The organism is Allorhizobium undicola ORS 992 = ATCC 700741 (assembly GCF_000621665.1).
Lineage (GTDB): Bacteria > Pseudomonadota > Alphaproteobacteria > Rhizobiales > Rhizobiaceae > Allorhizobium > Allorhizobium undicola.
Map to the genome: position 1 here is coordinate 16,370 of NZ_JHXQ01000019.1, position 17,688 is coordinate 34,057.

Below are 17,688 nucleotides of genomic sequence, written 5' to 3' on the forward strand. Positions count from 1 at the left end.
GCCGCGCCAGCACCCGGCGCACACAGCCTGCCTCGGCAAACTGTGGCCCGCTTCCGCTTACTTGTTGTCTTCAGCCTTGTGATCGACGGTCTTGGCGGACTGCTCGGTCTTGTCCTCATCCGCCATGCCCTGCTTGAAGCTTTTGATGCCCTTGGCAACATCGCCCATCAGTTCCGGAATCTTGCCGCGCCCGAACAACAACAGCACGATCACCAGAACGATCAGCCAATGCCACATACTGAAAGAACCCATGGGTCCAGCTCCTTATTTGTATCATTTCGATGTAAGACGTTTATGCGCCTTTTTCAAACTGCAAATTCCCTCTCAGGCCGGTCAGACCTACTGCCCACAGAAGTTTGACCGCAGAATATGCCGCCATGCCCGAATTGGCCGCTGCACACCTTGCCGCTATCCCTCATCGCGCGGAGCGAGAAGGCCGAGTTCCTCGAGATCCAGCTGGGTAATCGGATCCTCATCCGCAGAGAGTGCGTCGCCATCGCCGGGCATGGGAACATGAAAATTCGGCGGGATACGGCCCGAGAGCAGCCCCGCCCCTTTCAATTCCTCAAGGCCCGGCAAATCGCGCAGTTCCTCCAGCCCGAAATGATCGAGAAAATCGCGCGTCGTGCCGAAAGTAACAGGCCTTCCCGGCGTGCGGCGTCGCCCGCGAAACCGCACCCAGCCCGCCTCCAGCAACACATCGATCGAGCCCTTGGACGTTTGCACGCCGCGAATATCCTCGATCTCCGCCCGCGTCACCGGCTGATGATAGGCAATGATGGCCAAAACCTCCAGCGCCGCACGCGAAAGCTTCTTCACTTCCATGTCATCCTTGCGGATGGCAAAGGAAAGGTCAGCGGCCGTGCGGAAGGCCCAGTGGTCGTCCACCCGCACCAGATTGACGCCACGCGGCGCATAATGGCGCTGCAATTGCGAAAGAATCGGCCCCGGCTCCACCCCCTTGGGCAGGCGCTCCGCCAGAAAGGTTTCCGAGACGGGTGCGGCGGATGCAAAGATCAGCGCTTCCACGATACGCAGCGCCTCGCGCTGGCGTAAATCGTCAAGCGGCGCCTCTTCGGCGGTGAACAGTCCGGGATCGTCTTCCTGCCGTGTCATACATCACCTGCCAGAGGTTCTGCCGGTTTCCCGTCCATGCCGCCGCTGCGCATATAGATCGGCAGAAAGGCCCCCTCCTGCCGGATTTCCAGCTTGCCTTCCCGCACCAGTTCCAAAGAGGCGGCAAAGGCGCTGGCAATCGCCGTGACCCGCTCGGACGGATCGGTAAGATATTGCAGAAGATAGCTGTCGAGCGTCGTCCACTCACCCACCACGCCAATCATCCTGTTCAGTAGCGTTCGCGCATCCACCAGCGACCACACCCGGCGGCGCTCGATGGTTACATGCGTGAAGGCGGAGCGCTGGCGCAAATTGGCATAGGCAGCCAGAAGATCGTAAAGACTTGCCTGATAGGCGGATGTAACCCGATGTGGAACATGTTCAGGCATTCCACGCGGGAAAATATCCCGCCCCAGCCGATTGCGGTTGACCAGACGCCCTGCCGCATCGCGCATCGCCTCAAGCCGCTTCAACCGGAAGGCCAGCGCCGCCGCCATCTCCTCGCCGCTCGGTTCGTTATCCTTCGCGGGCTGAGGAATGAGCAAGCGGGATTTCAGATAGGCAAGCCAGGCCGCCATCACCAGATAATCGGCGGCAAGCTCGATACGGATGCGCCGCGCCTGTTCGATAAAGTTCAGATATTGCTCGGCAAGCGCCAGCACCGAAATCCGCGCCAGATCGACCTTCTGATTGCGTGCCAGAAACAGCAAAAGATCGAGCGGTCCTTCAAAGCCAGCGACATCGATCACCAGTGCCGGATCGGCGCTGCCGCGCTCCCCCCGTTCTTCCTGCCAAAGCTTTTCCAGCGGCGCCGCGCGGGCCGCATCATCCGGCGACGGGGTGGACGATCCGGCAGGCATCGCCATCAGACCGCCGCCATCAGCGCGGCGAATTCATCGCGCAAAGCTGCTTCATCCGCATCCTCGCCCCTGCCCAAAGCCGCCTCCACAGCCAGCGCCCGCGCAAGAGCGGCATTTTCAAGCTGAGGCGCCTCAGTAGCAACCTCAACCATTTCCTCCATGATGCCGTGGCAATGCAGCAGCATGTCATTGCCCGCCGCAACAACCGCCCGCGCCCTCTCACCAATCGTGCCACGCAAGGCATTCATCGAAAGGTCATCATTCATCAACAGGCCCTGAAAGCCGATTTCCCCGCGAATGACCTGATCGATTACGGTTTTCGACGTGGAGGCGGTAAAATCCGGATCATAGGCGGAATAGACGACATGCGCCGTCATGGCCATCAGCTCCCGGTTCAGCCGCTTGAAAGGCGGGAAATCATGCGCGCGCAAATCATCGCGCGACGTCTCCACCACCGGCAGTTCATGGTGCGAATCCGCCATGCCACGCCCGTGGCCGGGAATATGCTTCACCACCGGCAGAACACCGCCGGCCTTCAGCCCTTCGGCTGCCGCCTCGCCCAATTCACCGACAATGACGGAATCGAAACCATAGGCCCTGTCGCCAATAACGTTATTGGCGCCTTCGACCGGCACATCCAGCACAGGCAGACAATTGACATTGATGCCATAGCGGCCGAGATCGACGGCATGGAGCCGCGACATGATCCAGGCGGCACGCAGCCCCTTTTCCCGATCCTTGCGGTAGAGAGCGCCCAGGGCCGCGCCGGAGGGATAACGCGGCGCCATGGGCTCGCGGATACGCTGTACCCTGCCACCTTCCTGATCGATCAGGACAGGCGCCAGCCGCCCACCCACCGTGTCGCGAAGCGCTTCGACAAGATCGGCGATCTGCGCGCCTTCCACGCAATTGCGGCCAAACAGGATAAAGCCCCAAGGCTGATGTTCGCGAAAAAATGCGATTTCATCGGGAGTGAGAACCGGGCCTGAGCAGCCCAAAATCATGGCTTTTGCTTGAGTCATGCCATGACGATAGCGCATCGTGAACAGAAATGTAATCTGGACAACGAGACATGGCCTGTGGACGAAAAACAGACGCTCTGTCCCCTCGCCGCCCCTGGAGCGATTTTCGATCTGATTGAATCAGATCGGCGCTCCAAAATTTTCTTTTCGAAGCATAATCTCGTCGATCCTCGTTTCACGCCGGTCGGATTATGCTCTAGACGGTTCATTGTTTCACGGAAACATTGAACCGCTCTAACTATCTGTTTTTACGCATTTTCAGACGGAAAACCGGCTTCCACTTTTACTGAAAATGCTCAAATGCCCGGGCGCGTGAACGCCCCAGGCCGTAGCAGAACAACCTCCCGCCTGCCGGTGCAGGCGGGACGGTCTTGATTGCCAAATTTACCGTGGAACCGCCATGCAGGTGCCACCGGCGGCGCGATACTTCTCGCAAAGCGCCACCGCCCCCGCCTTATCGCCTGCGGGAATGCGAACACGGTAATAGGTGCCTTTGCCGGGAATATCCGCTGCCTTGATGTCCACGCCCTTGCCGCCAATCACCGATGCAAACTTGGTGGAGAGCGTCTGATAGCTCTTCTTGGCGTCAGCCTCGGTGGGAAGCGAGGAAATCTGCACGACATAACCACCTGCCGCAGAACTCGCCTGAGAAACAGGTGTCGCGGCTGGCATTGCTGCGGGCTGGGCCGTGGGTTTTACAGGCTGGGCGGCAGCCGTTTGCACCGCCGCAGGGCGCGGCGTGGGAACCGTCTGTACCGCACCGGCCTGCGAGGCTGGCGAAGGCGCTGGCGCCTGCGCCGACGGCGCTGCAAGTGCGGATTGCTGAGCAGTCGCCGGTTGCCCGGCATTTGCGGGCGCGGCAGTTTCCTGCGCCACCAGCGAGCCATCCGGACGCACGATCATGGTTTTGACCTTGCGCGGCTGGAGCGACGGATCGGCCTGCGTCTGACCTTGGGCCTGCCCCTGGGCCTGTCCTTGACCCTGGGTCTGGTTCTGTGCTGGCGCGGCGTTTGTCGCGGCGGTGCCGTTCTGGGCCTGCGCGGCGGCATCGGGATTGCCCGCGTCGTCCTCGGCCTCATTTTCCATGGGCAGATTATCCGGACCGAGCGTTCGTTGCGCCACGTCCATCGGCTCCTCGTCGGAGGAGATCAGGTTTTTCTGCGTGGGCTGATCGGTATTGGCACCGGCAACGCGATCATAGACGGCCTTATCCTGGTTTGGCACGGACTTGCCGCCGGGATCCACCGGCACGACCTTGACCGGATTTTTATCCGCCATGACGATCTTTGGCTCGTCGCTGCCAATGCCCTCGGCGCCGCCCACGAATTTCCAGGCGAGCGCCCCGCCACCGGCTACCAGCACGACGGCTGCGGCGGCAGCGACCATGACCCAGCGACGCGAAGGATTTTGCTCCTCGGGAAAATCGTCTTCATCGAACTCAACTTCCTCAAGGGGAGCGGCAGCTGCGTGCGGACGGGTGCCAAAGCTGTTGGGACCATCGAGACTGCGGCGGAAATCCTCTTCCAATGCCTTTTCGAAGACATCGAAATCCTCGCTTGGCATGGCGCGAACCTGCTGCACCATTGGCGGCACGGCAATGGCCGCAGCAGCGGCAACCGGCGCAGCCTGAGCGGCGGCAGACGCGCCAGCCTGAACGGGACGGGTGGCCTGATCGACCTTCTGTTCAAGCAAGGTCGCCAGTTCGGCATCGATGTCGAAATCGAATTCCTGACTGAGACCGGCAGGCGGCACCTCTTCCTCAACCTTGGGAAGTTCCGGGACTTCAAGATGCGCCAGATGTTCCAGCTGATCGTCCTGATCGGCAATCTCGGTAGCATCGAAGGGCAGATGATCTTCCGGGACCACCTGCTCGTCTGCGGGCGCGGCGGCAGCAGGGGCGACATCTGCCGGGACGGCGGCAAGCTCTGCCAGATCCAGCTCAATATCGTCCAGCTCAAGCTCGAAGCCTTCGCCGAAGAGATCGACATCGTCATCCGAAGCTGCAACGGGCGCAGCTGCAACCGGCGCAGTTGCAACCGGCGACGGCGCCGCGGCCATAACGGGCGCAGCCATTGCCGCGGCAGCGGCAACTGCGGCAGGCGGCGGCGGGGCATGAACGACCGGGCGCGGCGCTACCGGCTGGGTGTTGGCCTGCGCCAGTTCCTCGAAAAAGCTTGGCACTTCGCGGCGCACCGGCGCAATCGGGGCATCGGGATAGACCAACGACGCGGTTTCGACGATCGGACGGGCCGCAACCGGGCGCATGACAGGTTCAGCTTCGGCCTCAGGCGAAAAACCGAAGTCGAAATCAGCCTCACGTTCAGCAAAGGCCTCAGCGGGAATGGCCGTGACGGGTGCGGCTACGAATTCAGGTTCGCGGCGCAGCGCTGGCTCTGGCGGAACAGAGGGTTCCAGGCGCGGCTCCTGCCGCTGCGGCGTTGACTGACGGACAGGGTTGAAATTGGCAAGCGGCAGGCGGTGGCGTCCATAGCCATTCAGCGGATCGGCGCCACCACTGCGGGAGGCGGGCTCGACGACCGGTTCGGCATCGCCAACCGACCACTCCACCTCATTCGCCAGCAAGCCCTCATCGGCAGGCTCGGTTTCGCCAAATGACACAGGCTCGGCGATGGGAGCATAGACATGACCGGGAGCGCCACCAGGGTCAGACGGCAGCTGATGGCCATAAGGCTTGCCGGATTGCGACCGATCCCCCATGTCGGGAAGCTCGAACTCGTCCAGCTCTTGCAGGAGATCGTCCTGCAAATCCACCGTTTCCACGGAGGCAGGGCGCGCTTCCTTCAATTCGCCATGACGCACGGAAGGCGCCTCATAGCCTACGAGACGGGCAAGCTCCGCCAGCGGATCACCCTCCGCAAAGCCGTTGCCTGCCGACCCCCTACTATATGCCGCCTGTTTCTGCACCATACCTACATCCACTCGCTACGCGATCTTCGACATGCCAGCGCAATGTGGGTAAATGGTGATGCCTATCGCATTTCCTCCGGTGCGTCGGTGCCGGTAATGGCAAGACCCGACTTCAATACGGAAGCGACGGCATACACCAGCCCGAGTCTGGCAAGGGTTGATTGTCTGTTTTTATCGTTAACAAATCGTAATTCCGGCTGATCCTTACCCTTGTTCCAGTGCGCATGGAAGGAACTTGCCAGATCATAAAGATAAAAAGCAACGCGATGCGGCTCTAACGACTGTGCCGCAGCTTCTATGATTCGCGGATATTCGGCAAGTTTTGCAATCAATTGCACCTCGGCCGGATCGGTCACGCCATCGACGGCGGAAGCCAGCACTTCGCAAGACAGGTCGATGTCAGCAAAGGCTTCGCGCGCCTGCCGGAAGATAGACATGCAACGGGCATGGGCATATTGCACGTAAAACACCGGATTGTCTTTCGACTGTTCCGTAACCTTGGCGAAATCGAAGTCCAGCGGCTCGCTGTTCTTGCGGTAAAGCATCATGAAGCGCACGCTGTCGCGGCCCACTTCCTCCACGACATCGCGCAGGGTGACGAAATCGCCGGAGCGCTTCGACATCTTGACCGGCTCGCCATCGCGGTAAAGCTTGACGAGCTGGCAAAGAAGCACGGTAAGCCTGGACTTGCCTTCCGACACAGCCCGCGCCACCGCCTCCAGCCGCTTGACATAACCGCCATGATCGGCACCCAGCACATAGATCATCTGCTCGAAGCCGCGATCGAACTTGTCCTTGAAATAGGCCACGTCGGCGGCAAAATAGGTGTAGCTGCCATCCGACTTGATGAGCGGGCGGTCAATATCGTCACCCACTTCGGTCGAGCGGAACAGGGTCTGTTCGCGGTCTTCCCAATCCTCCGGCAATTGTCCCTTCGGCGGCGGCAACGTGCCACGATAGACATGGCCCTTGAAGGTCAGGTCGTTGATTGCGGTGCGGATCGGCGCGCCGCCATTGGCATGAAGCTGACGCTCGGAATAGAACAGGTCGTGATGCACGTTGAGTGCGGCAAGATCAGCTCTGATCATTTCCATCATCGCGGCGATGGCGCGATCCTTGACGATCGCCATCCACTCTTCTTCCGGCATGTTGTGCAGGCGCACGCCGAATTCCTGCGCCAGCGCCTCGCCCACCGGCTTCAGATAATCGCCCGGATAAAGGCCTGCGGGAATTTCGCCAACGCTTTCGCCCAGCGCTTCGCGGTAGCGGATGAACACCGAACGCGCCAGCACGTCGATCTGCGAGCCGGCATCGTTGATGTAATATTCCTTGGTGACGCCGAAGCCTGCAAAGCCCAGCAGATTGGCCAGCGCATCGCCAACCACCGCGCCACGGCAATGGCCCACATGCATGGGGCCGGTGGGATTGGCCGAAACATATTCCACATTGACCTTGCGACCCGCACCAAGCGGCGAGCGGCCGAAATCCGTGCCGTCAACGACCATGGAAGAGAGAAGGCGCTGCCAATAGGCCGTGGAAAGGCGGATGTTCAAAAAGCCCGGCCCGGCAACGGAAACCTCGGCAATATCGGCGTCCTGCTTCAGCGCCGCGCCCAGAAGCTCGGCCAGCGCACGCGGATTGGTGCCCAGCGGCTTGGCCAGCACCATGGCGGCATTGGTGGCTGCATCGCCGTGGCTGGCATCACGCGGGGGCTCGACGACAATCCTGTCAAACGTGATCTCGCTTCGCTTTTCCTTCACCAGGTCAAGGGTTTCGAGGGCGTTTTTGATTCGATTTTCGAAATCGGCAAACAGGTTCATCGGATCGATCCAGACATGTGAGACAGGCGCGGCACTAACAGGCCGCGCATTTGGCCCGCTGCCTAGCGCAAATCGGGAGTATGGTCAAACAGCTGGCGATGCACACGTTCGGCATAGGTATCCGTCATGCCGGCGAGATAATCGCCCACATGCCGCGCCTTGGCGGGCGTTTCCAGCCCTTCGATGTGCTCCACCCAATAGTGGCTCTTCATCAGCTTCGGCTCTTCCATATAGGCGTTGAACAGGTCGGTCACGATCTTGGCGGCAGCCGCCCGGATGCGCATGATCTCCGGATGCCGGTAGATTTTGGAAAACAGCAGCTTCTTGATCTGCCTGTCCGTCTCGGCCATGGCATTGGAGAAGGTAATGACGGTTTCGCCCGCCTGACGGATGTCATCGCAAGACATGGGCTTGATGCGCTGAAGCCGCTCCTGGGCCACGGCAATCACATCCTCGACCATACGGGTGATCTGGCGGCGCATGATTTCATGCGTGAACCGGTCGTCGTCAAGGCGCGGATATTTATCGCGCACTTCCTGCATCAACCCCGCCAGAAACGGCACCTCCTCCAGCATGTCGAAGCTGAGATAGCCGGAGCGGATACCGTCATCTATGTCATGGGTATTATAGGCAATGTCGTCGGCAACGGCGGCGGCCTGCGCCTCAAGGCTTGCATGGCTGGCCAGATCGAGATCCTGAAGGCCGCAATATTCAACGATGGGCAACGGCACGGGGCCGCGTGTGCCCTCGCCTGCCGCCGTCATCAGCGGGCCATTGTGTTTCACCAGACCTTCCAGTGTTTCCCAGCACAGGTTCAGCCCGTCGAACTCCGCATAGCGCCGCTCCAGCTTGGTGACGATGCGCAGCGACTGGGCATTGTGATCGAAGCCGCCATAGGGTTTCAACACTTCATCCAGCGCATCTTCGCCGGTATGGCCAAAGGGTGTGTGGCCAAAATCATGCACCAGTGCCACGCCTTCAGCCAGATCCTCGTCTATGCGAAAGGCGCGGGCGAGTGCGCGGGCAATCTGCGCCACCTCTATCGTATGCGTCAGCCGCGTCCGGTAATGATCGCCATCCGGCCCGATGAAGACCTGCGTCTTGTGCTTGAGCCGGCGAAAGGCAGTGGTATGGACGATGCGATCCCGGTCTCGCTGGAATTCCGAGCGTGTGAGGCTGGAGGTTTCCGGATAAAGCCGGCCCCGGCTGGTCCAGGGGTCCGCCGCAAAAACCGCTCTTTCACCAAAACCGAAGCCCAGTGCATTTCTATCAATCGTCATGCCGTTCCATTCCTGCCATTGACGCTTTCCAGCAGCGTTTATACCTATAGCACCGCCGGGGCCTATCGGGATTTATATCGGTGGAAGCACCGCTTTGGATGACATCCGTGTAAAAATGCATGATAATCCGGCTTATCTTTCGAGTTTTTCGGTTTCTGCGGGCCTTGAACCCGTATGGAGGCAAATATGACGAATCAGAGTGTAACGCTCTCCGCACAGGCTGCAAAACGCATCAACAAGATCGTTTCCACTGAGGCGGGAAAACAGGCGCTCAGAATTTCCGTGGAAGGCGGCGGCTGTTCCGGCTTTTCCTACAAGTTCGATCTCGACGGCGCACCGCAGGACGATGACATCGTGATCGAGCGGGATGGCGCAAGGCTGATCATCGACCCCGTATCGCTGGTTTACATGGAAGGCTCGGAAGTCGATTTCGTGGACAATCTTCTGGGTCAGTCCTTCCAGATCAAAAATCCCAACGCTGTCGCCAGTTGCGGCTGCGGCACCAGCTTCTCGGTGTGACCGGAAAACCGGGTACAAATCGGCTGGAACCCCTCTTCATTCCATGGCAGGCCATCCTGACGGCCAGATGCGCCATGACCTCCGGAGCAGAGCATGAAAATCGCCACCTGGAACATCAACGGCGTCAAGGCGCGCATCGCCAATCTCTGCCAATGGCTGGAAAGCTCCGCCCCGGATATAGCCTGCCTTCAGGAGATCAAATCCGTGGACGAGGGCTTCCCCCGCATGGAGATAGAGGCGCTTGGCTATCATGTTGAAACCCATGGACAAAAGGGGTTTAACGGCGTGGCGCTTCTGTCAAAAATGCGGCCCGATGAAGTGCATCGCGGGCTTCCTGGCGACGACGCGGATGAACAGGCCCGCTTCATCGAGGGTGTTTTTTCCGTCGAGGGCGGCGTCTTGCGCGTCTGCTCTCTTTACCTGCCGAACGGCAATCCGGCGGACGACCCGGTGAAATACCCCTACAAGCTGGCCTGGATGGAACGGCTGCGGCGCTATGCCGAACAGAGGCTCGCGCTTGAAGAGCCCTTGATTCTGGCGGGCGATTACAATGTCATTCCCGAGCCGCATGATTGCCACGACCCGAAAGTGTGGGAAGGCGATGCGCTTTTCCTGCCCACCACGCGCGCGGCCTTCCGCAGGCTTGAAAATCTGGGCTTCACCGATGCCGTCCGCGCCACGAGTGATGCGGTAAAACACTATTCCTTCTGGGATTATCAGGCAGGCGCCTTCCAGAAAAACAACGGCATCCGCATCGATCACCTCCTGCTTTCGCCGGAAGCCGCGGACCGCCTCGTCTCAACCGATATTGAAAAACATGTGCGGAGCTGGGAAAAGCCCTCGGACCACGTTCCGGTCATCGGACATTTCAATTTCTGACGGCTGGGCCTGAAACCCTTTTACGCCAATATTCGAAAAAGCGGTCGCATACTCACCGTCAGGAAATCGGCCACAAATACTGCGGCCCTTCCCAAGGGCTGCCGGGCGTTATTCCGGCTGCTGCTGTACTTGGGCCACGAGCGCCACGGCAGTCCTGCGCTCCTTTTCGTCGGAAAGCGAGAAGGCGCGCTCCTGAAGGTCCTGTATCCAGCCGCAATCCTTCGGCGGGCATTTGTCGATGGCCGCCGTCATGAAGGCCAGGCCACGCGCCGCCTGCCCTTCTTCGAAAATGACGTTTCCAAACAGCGCCATGGCGCCAGCATGGCCGTTCTTGCGCGCCAGATTCAGCCATTTCTTGGCCTGCTGCACGTTTTTCTTGCCGCCCTCACCCGTCAGCAGCATTTTCGCCAGCTCAAACTGGGCCTCGGCAAAACCAAAGGTGGAAGCCGCCTGGAAATAGAGCTGACGCGCCTGTGCAAGATCGACAGCCACCGGACTGCCGGGAATACCTTCGTGATAGTAATTGGCCAGAGAGGTCAGGGCGTTGACGAAATAGACCGTATCTTCCGAACCCGGTTCGACACCCTGATTGGCGATTTCCGAATAGATCTTGAAGGCCTCGTAATCGTTTTTCACCACGCCATCGCCATCGGCATACATATTGGCCAGCGCCCAGCGCGAGCCGGTATGACCTTTTTCTGCCGCATAGCGATAGGCTTCAACGGCATCCTCGGTCTTGCCGTTCTTCTGGGCGTTGAAGCCGAATTTGAAAAGATCGAAAGGACCGGATTCCTTGCTCAGCCCGGATTTCAGATCGAAAGCCCGTACCATGGACGGATAAGCCCCCATGCCCAGCAGCAGGGAGAAGAAGAGCGCTACCGAAATCCGCCAGTCAGGTCTCACAATGGCACCGTTATACTTGAACATACCCACAACCAGAGACCTTTCCACGCGAACGCGGAGCAAACTGTAAAAGCTCCAAAAGCATAGCATATGCTTTCGAAACCGGTTTCCCGCCTGAAGCCCCCGTCAGGCTGAAGTTCACCACCGCATTTGTCCATGACACATTTTGCATGATGAATGTACGCGGCCTTTCGGGCAATACTGGGACAGCGAGCACAACCGGCAGATCGGGAAAGAAACCCCTCGTCGCGTTTCGGAAAAACGCTGCAAAGGTCATTGAATATCTTCCCTTATTTCTCACCTGATCCCGCATCCGGCGCCCCATCTCCAGCGCCGGAAAACAAGAGGTCTCCCTGCGCGTAAAAAGAGTTGCTCCGCCTTTGTGGCGGGATTCGGACAAAATGGCCATTCCCAATGCGGCACATGAACTATGACTCTTCCGTTGCGAAAAAGACACAGGCTGATCAGTCACTTTCTGGCGGTTATTCTTGGGGTTTGGGTAAATCACAAGTAAAGAAGGGCGTTTTGACACCAGAAAGCCAGAGCCGTGCCTATGAACCTGCGTCCACCAGCACGGCCCCAACCGCTTGTTTCAAACTCTTTGCTGAGCCAGGGTCTTCAGAACTTGATCTGATAGGAACCCGCCACGGCATAGGCCCAATCGCCGCCAGCCGTCGCATCGAAAGAGGCACCCTTGGAATAGCTCTGGCTGCCCGAGGTCAGGTAGCTCACACCGGCGCCGATCCGAAGGTCGCCGGGTCCGAGCTTGATCTGGGCGCCAACCGCCAGCGTCCAGGTATCGGTCATGATGTCGGCGCCGTTGCCCACACCCTTGTCCCAGGTCACGTTGACGGTGCCGGCCACGCGGTCGTTGAACTTGTGCGCTACGCCCGCCTGAATGGTCCAGCCGTCCTTCCAGAAATAATCATCCTGCTGATCGCCAATACCGGTAATGTTGTAGTTCAGCGTCTGGAGAACGCTCCAGTCGGTCCACTTCACCGAACCATAAGCCAGCCAGCCCGGCGCAATACCGCTTTGCAGGCTGAGCTTCAAAGTCTGCGGAAGCGTTCCTGTTCCATAGGCCGAAACGGGCGAGCTTCCCAGAAGTGCCGCCAGAGCGCCCGGCGTGAAATCGCCATCGGCCTCCTGCTTGACTTGCGAACGATACATCAACTGCGCGCGCATCGCATATTCGGGAATGTCGTAGCCTACCCCCAAACGATAGCCTGCCGCAGCACTGTCTTCGAGATGCAGCGTGCCGTAATAGGATTCCGCCGTGTAGTCGAAGTCCTGAACGAAACCGCCACCGATGAGGTAAAGTTTACCGGGGCCAACCTGGAAATTCACGGCACAGGTGCCGCCATATTCGTTGGTGATGAAGTGCTTCTTGGTGTAATAGTTCACGCTGCCGTCCGCAGCGCCGGAAATCTGGTCAGCCAGCTGTGCGGCGGCACCGTAATCAGACGAGGCGCCGAAGGGCTGGGTATAAGTGAAGGCGCAACCCAGCGCGCTGGAAATCTGTACCTTCGCGGCAACGCTGGGGATCCAGTAGCTATCCGAAAACGTGCCATCGGTTGATTTCGCGCCACGAATTGTATCGAATTTCCGCTCCGGAGATACGAAAACCGCCCCCGCCCGGGCATTCACCGTACCATCTTCAAAAAGAATATCCGTATCGGCTTCGCCGCGCGAAAAACCGCCCGCCTGCGCCTGAACCGTGAAGGCTGCCACCCCCAGAAGCGCCGCGATGCCCATCTTGAACTCTGAACGCATGTTATTCCCCGCTCTCCAAATCACTCTGAGGTCAGTCTATAATCGAGTTTTGAAAAAACAAACTCTCGCCACAAAAGCGGCGCGAGTCGGCCTTCATTGCAAATTTACGTAGCGTTTTCGAACGACACCCCTGTGATGGCAAGGGAAAAATCGTTTGTTCCAAAACATAACGAAAACACATCGCTTTTTAGATTATTTTTTCACAGCAGCATAAGACCGTGGCACCCTTGCAACAGCGGAAATTTTACGCACAAGGAAGATAAAAGCTGTGAAAACAGGCAAATTCATTGAAAGAACGAGCCTTTCAGGCGGGTTTTTATCGCAGCGCAAAAAAGGCCCCGGCAATTTCCAAAAAAAACGCGCGGAGCAAGACCCCACGCGCCAGAAATAAATTTGCTCAATTTGTTGCAGCGCACACCGCAGGCGTGCGCCACCGGCAGAAGGTCAACCGGCTTCCGCCACGCGGCTGAGCGCGAGCTTGAGCGAGGCAAGCTGCACCTCCAGCTCGGCCTGCCGCTCGCGTTCGGCGGCCACGACCTCGGGATTGGCATTGGCCACGAATTTCTCGTTGCCAAGCTTGGCGGCGATACGGCCCATTTCCTGTTCGGCCTTCGACACGGCCTTTTCAAGCCGCGCCTTTTCCGCCGCCACATCGATAAGAGCGCCCAGCGGCAGGCAGGCCGTTGCCTCGCCCACCACGATTTGCGCCGCCCCCTTGGGCGCTTCCGCCGCAAGGCTGATGCTTTCGACACGGGCCAGCCGCTTGATGGCAGCCTCATGACGGCCCAGCCGATCCTCGGTGACGGCGTTTGCCGCCACCACGATCAGCGGCGCGACAGCGCCTGGCGGCACATTCATCTCCGCACGCGCCGAGCGGATGCCCGAAACGATGTCCACCAGCCAGTTGATGTCGGCGGCAGCCGTAGCATCGGCAAAATCTGGAGCCGGCCAATCGGCATGGCACAGCAGGGTATCGCGGCTTTTGCCCTCGCCCGCCGTATGTGCGTAAAGCTCCTCCGTCATATATGGCATGAAGGGGTGAAGGAGCTTGTAGGTTTCTTCCAGCACGTAAGCAGCACAAGCCTGCGCCTCTGCCTTGGCGGCTGCGTCTTCACCGGCAAAAACCGGCTTCAGCAGTTCGAGATACCAATCGCAGAACTGGTTCCAGACAAAACGATAGAGCGAGGCTGCCGCATCGTTGAAACGGAAATGCTCGACCGCTTCGGTCACTTCCCGTCCGGTGCGTGTCAATTCGGTCAGGATCCAGCGGTTAACCGCCAGCGTGCTTGCCTCCGGCCGGAAGGCGGGATCGAGCTTTGCGCCGTTCATTTCGGCAAAGCGCGTCGCATTCCACAACTTGGTGCCGAAATTGCGATAACCGGCAATGCGCGCTGGATCGAGCTTCACGTCACGCCCTTGCGCGGCCATGATTGCAAGCGTGAAGCGCAGTGCATCCGCGCCATATTCATCGATCAATTGCAGGGGATCGATGACATTGCCCTTGGACTTCGACATTTTCTGGCCGTTCTTGTCCCGCACCAGCGCGTGAACGTAGACGGTTTCAAAGGGCTCGACCGGGGTGCCGTTCTCATCCTTCATGAAATGCAGGCCCATCATCATCATCCGGGCAACCCAGAAGAAGATGATGTCGAAGCCCGTCACCAGAACATTGGTGGGGTAATAGCGGGCCAGTTCCGGCGCCTTGTCCGGCCAGCCCAAAGTGGAAAACGGCCAGAGCGCGGAAGAGAACCAGGTATCCAGCACATCTTCGTCGCGGGTGAGGATTTCACCGGGCGCAAAGTTTTCCAGCTTTTCCTGCACCCAGGCCTTCCAGGGGCCCTCATGGGCAAGATAATGCTGAACGGCGGCATCCAGCGCCTCTTCCTCGGTTTTCTCCACGAAAACCTGTCCGTCCGGGCCGTACCAGGCGGGAATCTGATGCCCCCACCAGAGCTGGCGGGAAACGCACCAGGGCTGAATGTTTTCCATCCAGTCGTAATAGGTCTTTTCCCAGTTCTTCGGCACGAATTTCGTGCGGCCTTCCCGCACGGATGCCAGCGCAGGTTCGGCCAGCGTCTTTGCATCCACATACCATTGTTCCGTCAGGCGCGGCTCGATCGGCACGCCGCCACGGTCGCCATGCGGCACCATGTGCTTGTGCGGCACGATCTTATCGACAAGCCCTTCGGCTTCGAGAATCTCGACAATCTTCTTGCGGGCCGCAAAACGTTCCAGCCCCTGCAATTGCGCCCAGACCATTTCCTGTTCGCGGCTGGGTGCCAGCCCTTCAAGAAACTCGTCATTATCGGTGATGGTAACAGTGCCGTCGATATTGAGGATATTGACCATGCGCAGGCCGGTGCGCTTGCCAACCTCGAAATCGTTGAAATCATGCGCGGGCGTCATTTTGACAGCGCCGGTCCCGGCCGTCGGATCGGCATAGTCATCTGCAACGATCGGAATACGGCGTCCGACCAGCGGCAGCACGACATGCTTGCCGATGATCGAGGCATAGCGCTCGTCCTGCGGGTTTACCGCCACGCCGGTATCGCCAAGCAGCGTTTCCGGCCGGGTGGTGGCAACCACGAGATAGTCGCGGCTTTCCCACTCCGTCGGTTTACCTTCCTCGTCAAAGGCCACCGGATGAGAATAGGTCACGCCCTCTTCCAGCGGATAGCGAAGATGCCAGAGATTGCCATTGATCTCGTGCTGCTCGACCTCCAGATCGGAAATGGCCGTCAGCAGCTTCGGATCCCAGTTGACGAGCCGCTTGTCCTTGTAGATCAGGCCCTGCTTGTAGAGCGTGACGAAAACTTCCAGAACGGCCTTGGAAAGCCCCTCATCCATGGTGAAGCGTTCGCGTGACCAGTCACAGGAGGCGCCGAGGCGCTTCAACTGGTTGAAAATCATGCCACCGGATTCGGCCTTCCACTCCCACACCTTTTCGACAAAGGCATCGCGGCCCATGTCGCGACGGCCGGGAAGCTTGCGCTCGGCCAATTGCCGTTCAACCACCATCTGCGTGGCAATACCCGCATGGTCCATGCCCGGCTGCCACAACACATCCTTGCCGCGCATCCGCTCGAAACGCACCATGATGTCCTGAAGCGTATTGTTGAGCGCGTGCCCCATATGCAGCGAGCCGGTTACATTCGGCGGCGGGATCACGATGGTGAACGTCTCCGCACCCGGCTTGGCATTGGCACCGGCACGGAAGGCATTCGCCTCATCCCAGGCCTTGGCGATCTTTGGTTCGACGGAAGCGGAATCGTAGGTCTTCTCGAGCATTTTCTTGCCAGACATTTGTGGAAATCAGCGTTGTGTAAAGCGGACCCGTCCGGCAGAGTCAAGGATAATACCGAGGCGCGATGAAGCCGATACCGCCCCGCCCTGAAGGGAATTCGATTCTCTCAATCAGCTCAGGGAGTTGAGGCCGCAGAGCTGATCCCTTCAGATGGCTAATTGTGAGCTTTCAGGAGGTTGTCCATTCGGAGCAGATTTAGGAGACCGGAGTGAAACGACGATCGGCAAGATTATGCTTCAAAAAGAAAAGGTTAAAGCGCTGATCTCATTCAATCAGATCGGCGCTTTAATACTCTAACGTCGCGGCCCGCGGGCAATGCGCTCTATCTCCTCGCGCACCAGACGCTCCACCATGGTTGGCAGGTTATCGTCCAGCCATTCCTGCAACATTGGCCGCAGCATGGATTCGGCAATTTCATCAAGCGACCGGCGCTGCTGGCCATCGACAGCAGCGGCAAGCTCTTCAAACGAACGGGCAACCTGCGCGCCCGCCTGGAAGGATAAAAGATTGCGGGCTTCCGGCTGGGCTTCGGCTACGGGGGCCGCTACCGCCATCACGGGTGCCTGCGGCTGCTCACGAACAGGCGGCGCTTCATAACGTTCCGCGGCAAAGGCCGGTACGCCGACCGGGCCGGCATCGAGAGCGCCGCGCAATTCCGGCATCAGCGGGGCTGACGTCGAGGGAGAGTGGGCACGCGGCGCATTCAGCAGATGCTCCGAAGCCGCCGCCATCGGGCTGTGATGAGGCTCGTCAGCGACATTTTCGCCGCGCTCGGATGCCGCCCGCACGCGCGCTGCAAGATCGGCCAGCGAGACGTTTTTCTGCGGCGCACGTCCCGCGTCACTTTCAACGAAAGGCGTACCCGGCTGGTTGGCGGGCACCGGAAGGTCAAGTGGAGAGCCAAAGCCTTCGGCGTCTGTTTCCGGCAAGTCGGCATCGAAGGATGCCATGGGTTCGAAGCCGCGCGCGGCGGGCGCTTCATTGCTTTCGATGATTCGGCGAATGGAGGCCAGAATCTCCTCCATGGACGGTTCACGCGATACATTCGGCTGTGCCATGACTATCCCCGTTATCCTATGCAGCCGGTCCAGGAATTGTTCACGTCCGAGCCGCGAGGGCAAAACGGAGACTTTCAACCCGCTTGCCCTGCATCAAAGGCAAATCATGGGGTTTGAAAATCACCAACCGGACGATGCCGGAACGGACGCGGCCAAAGCGCATGTGACCAATTGATTCGGTTTCACTTTAGGATACGCCTTTTCGCAAGAAAATCTCTCCTGGCTC

Annotated in this window: 13 protein-coding genes; 2 read left to right on the plus strand and 11 right to left on the minus strand. The window is 59.2% G+C overall.

Features of this window, described 5'->3' with window-relative positions; all coding sequences use genetic code 11:
* Positions 1–57: 57 nt before the first annotated feature.
* The 7 genes from T424_RS0115490 to T424_RS0115520 all read right to left on the minus strand — a co-directional run bounded on the left by T424_RS0115490 (position 58) and on the right by T424_RS0115520 (position 9,026).
* On the minus strand, positions 58–252 hold the full coding sequence (locus T424_RS0115490; protein ID WP_027488528.1) for a twin-arginine translocase TatA/TatE family subunit: 195 nt from the start codon (positions 250–252) through the stop codon (positions 58–60).
* Positions 253–408: 156 nt separating this feature from the next.
* Positions 409–1,116, minus strand: a complete 708-nt coding sequence (gene scpB / locus T424_RS0115495) for an SMC-Scp complex subunit ScpB (protein WP_027488529.1) — start codon at positions 1,114–1,116, stop codon at positions 409–411.
* Positions 1,113–1,976 carry a segregation and condensation protein A gene (locus tag T424_RS21275; protein ID WP_051559064.1) on the minus strand — a complete coding sequence of 288 codons (864 nt, stop codon included), beginning with the start codon at positions 1,974–1,976 and terminating at the stop codon, positions 1,113–1,115. The genes scpB and T424_RS21275 overlap by 4 nt, the downstream gene beginning before the upstream one ends.
* Positions 1,977–1,981: 5 nt before the next feature.
* The gene (gene nagZ / locus T424_RS0115505) at positions 1,982–2,998 is read right to left on the minus strand and encodes a beta-N-acetylhexosaminidase (protein WP_027488530.1); all 1,017 of its coding nucleotides are present in this window, start codon (positions 2,996–2,998) and stop codon (positions 1,982–1,984) included.
* Between the two features lie 384 nt (positions 2,999–3,382).
* A complete protein-coding gene (locus tag T424_RS0115510; protein ID WP_027488531.1) occupies positions 3,383–5,926 on the minus strand; it encodes an SPOR domain-containing protein in 2,544 nt (847 codons plus the stop codon).
* Between the two features lie 62 nt (positions 5,927–5,988).
* Positions 5,989–7,746 (minus strand): arginine--tRNA ligase, encoded by a 1,758-nt coding sequence (gene argS / locus T424_RS0115515; RefSeq protein WP_027488532.1) that lies wholly within the window; start codon positions 7,744–7,746, stop codon positions 5,989–5,991.
* A 62-nt stretch (positions 7,747–7,808) separates the two neighbouring features.
* On the minus strand, positions 7,809–9,026 hold the full coding sequence (locus tag T424_RS0115520) for a deoxyguanosinetriphosphate triphosphohydrolase (RefSeq protein WP_027488533.1): 1,218 nt from the start codon (positions 9,024–9,026) through the stop codon (positions 7,809–7,811).
* A 186-nt stretch (positions 9,027–9,212) separates the two neighbouring features.
* On the opposite strand from T424_RS0115520, the gene erpA reads away from it, so the two are divergent.
* On the plus strand, positions 9,213–9,545 hold the full coding sequence (gene erpA / locus T424_RS0115525; RefSeq protein ID WP_027488534.1) for an iron-sulfur cluster insertion protein ErpA: 333 nt from the start codon (positions 9,213–9,215) through the stop codon (positions 9,543–9,545).
* A gap of 93 nt (positions 9,546–9,638) precedes the next feature.
* On the plus strand, positions 9,639–10,424 hold the full coding sequence (xth, locus tag T424_RS0115530; protein WP_027488535.1) for an exodeoxyribonuclease III: 786 nt from the start codon (positions 9,639–9,641) through the stop codon (positions 10,422–10,424).
* A 108-nt stretch (positions 10,425–10,532) separates the two neighbouring features.
* Here xth and exoR read toward each other — a convergent pair whose 3' ends face one another.
* From exoR to T424_RS0115555, 4 genes are all read right to left on the minus strand, one after another.
* Complete coding sequence (gene exoR, locus T424_RS0115535; RefSeq protein WP_037067997.1) at positions 10,533–11,351, minus strand: exopolysaccharide production regulator ExoR; 819 nt, start codon at positions 11,349–11,351, stop codon at positions 10,533–10,535.
* A 594-nt stretch (positions 11,352–11,945) separates the two neighbouring features.
* The gene (locus T424_RS0115540) at positions 11,946–13,100 is read right to left on the minus strand and encodes an OmpP1/FadL family transporter (protein WP_027488537.1); all 1,155 of its coding nucleotides are present in this window, start codon (positions 13,098–13,100) and stop codon (positions 11,946–11,948) included.
* 444 nt (positions 13,101–13,544) lie between these two features.
* Entirely contained in the window at positions 13,545–16,388 is a 2,844-nt protein-coding gene (locus T424_RS0115550) for a valine--tRNA ligase (protein ID WP_027488539.1), read from the minus strand.
* A 309-nt stretch (positions 16,389–16,697) separates the two neighbouring features.
* Positions 16,698–17,462, minus strand: a complete 765-nt coding sequence (locus tag T424_RS0115555; RefSeq protein WP_027488540.1) for a PopZ family protein — start codon at positions 17,460–17,462, stop codon at positions 16,698–16,700.
* Positions 17,463–17,688: the final 226 nt, after the last annotated feature.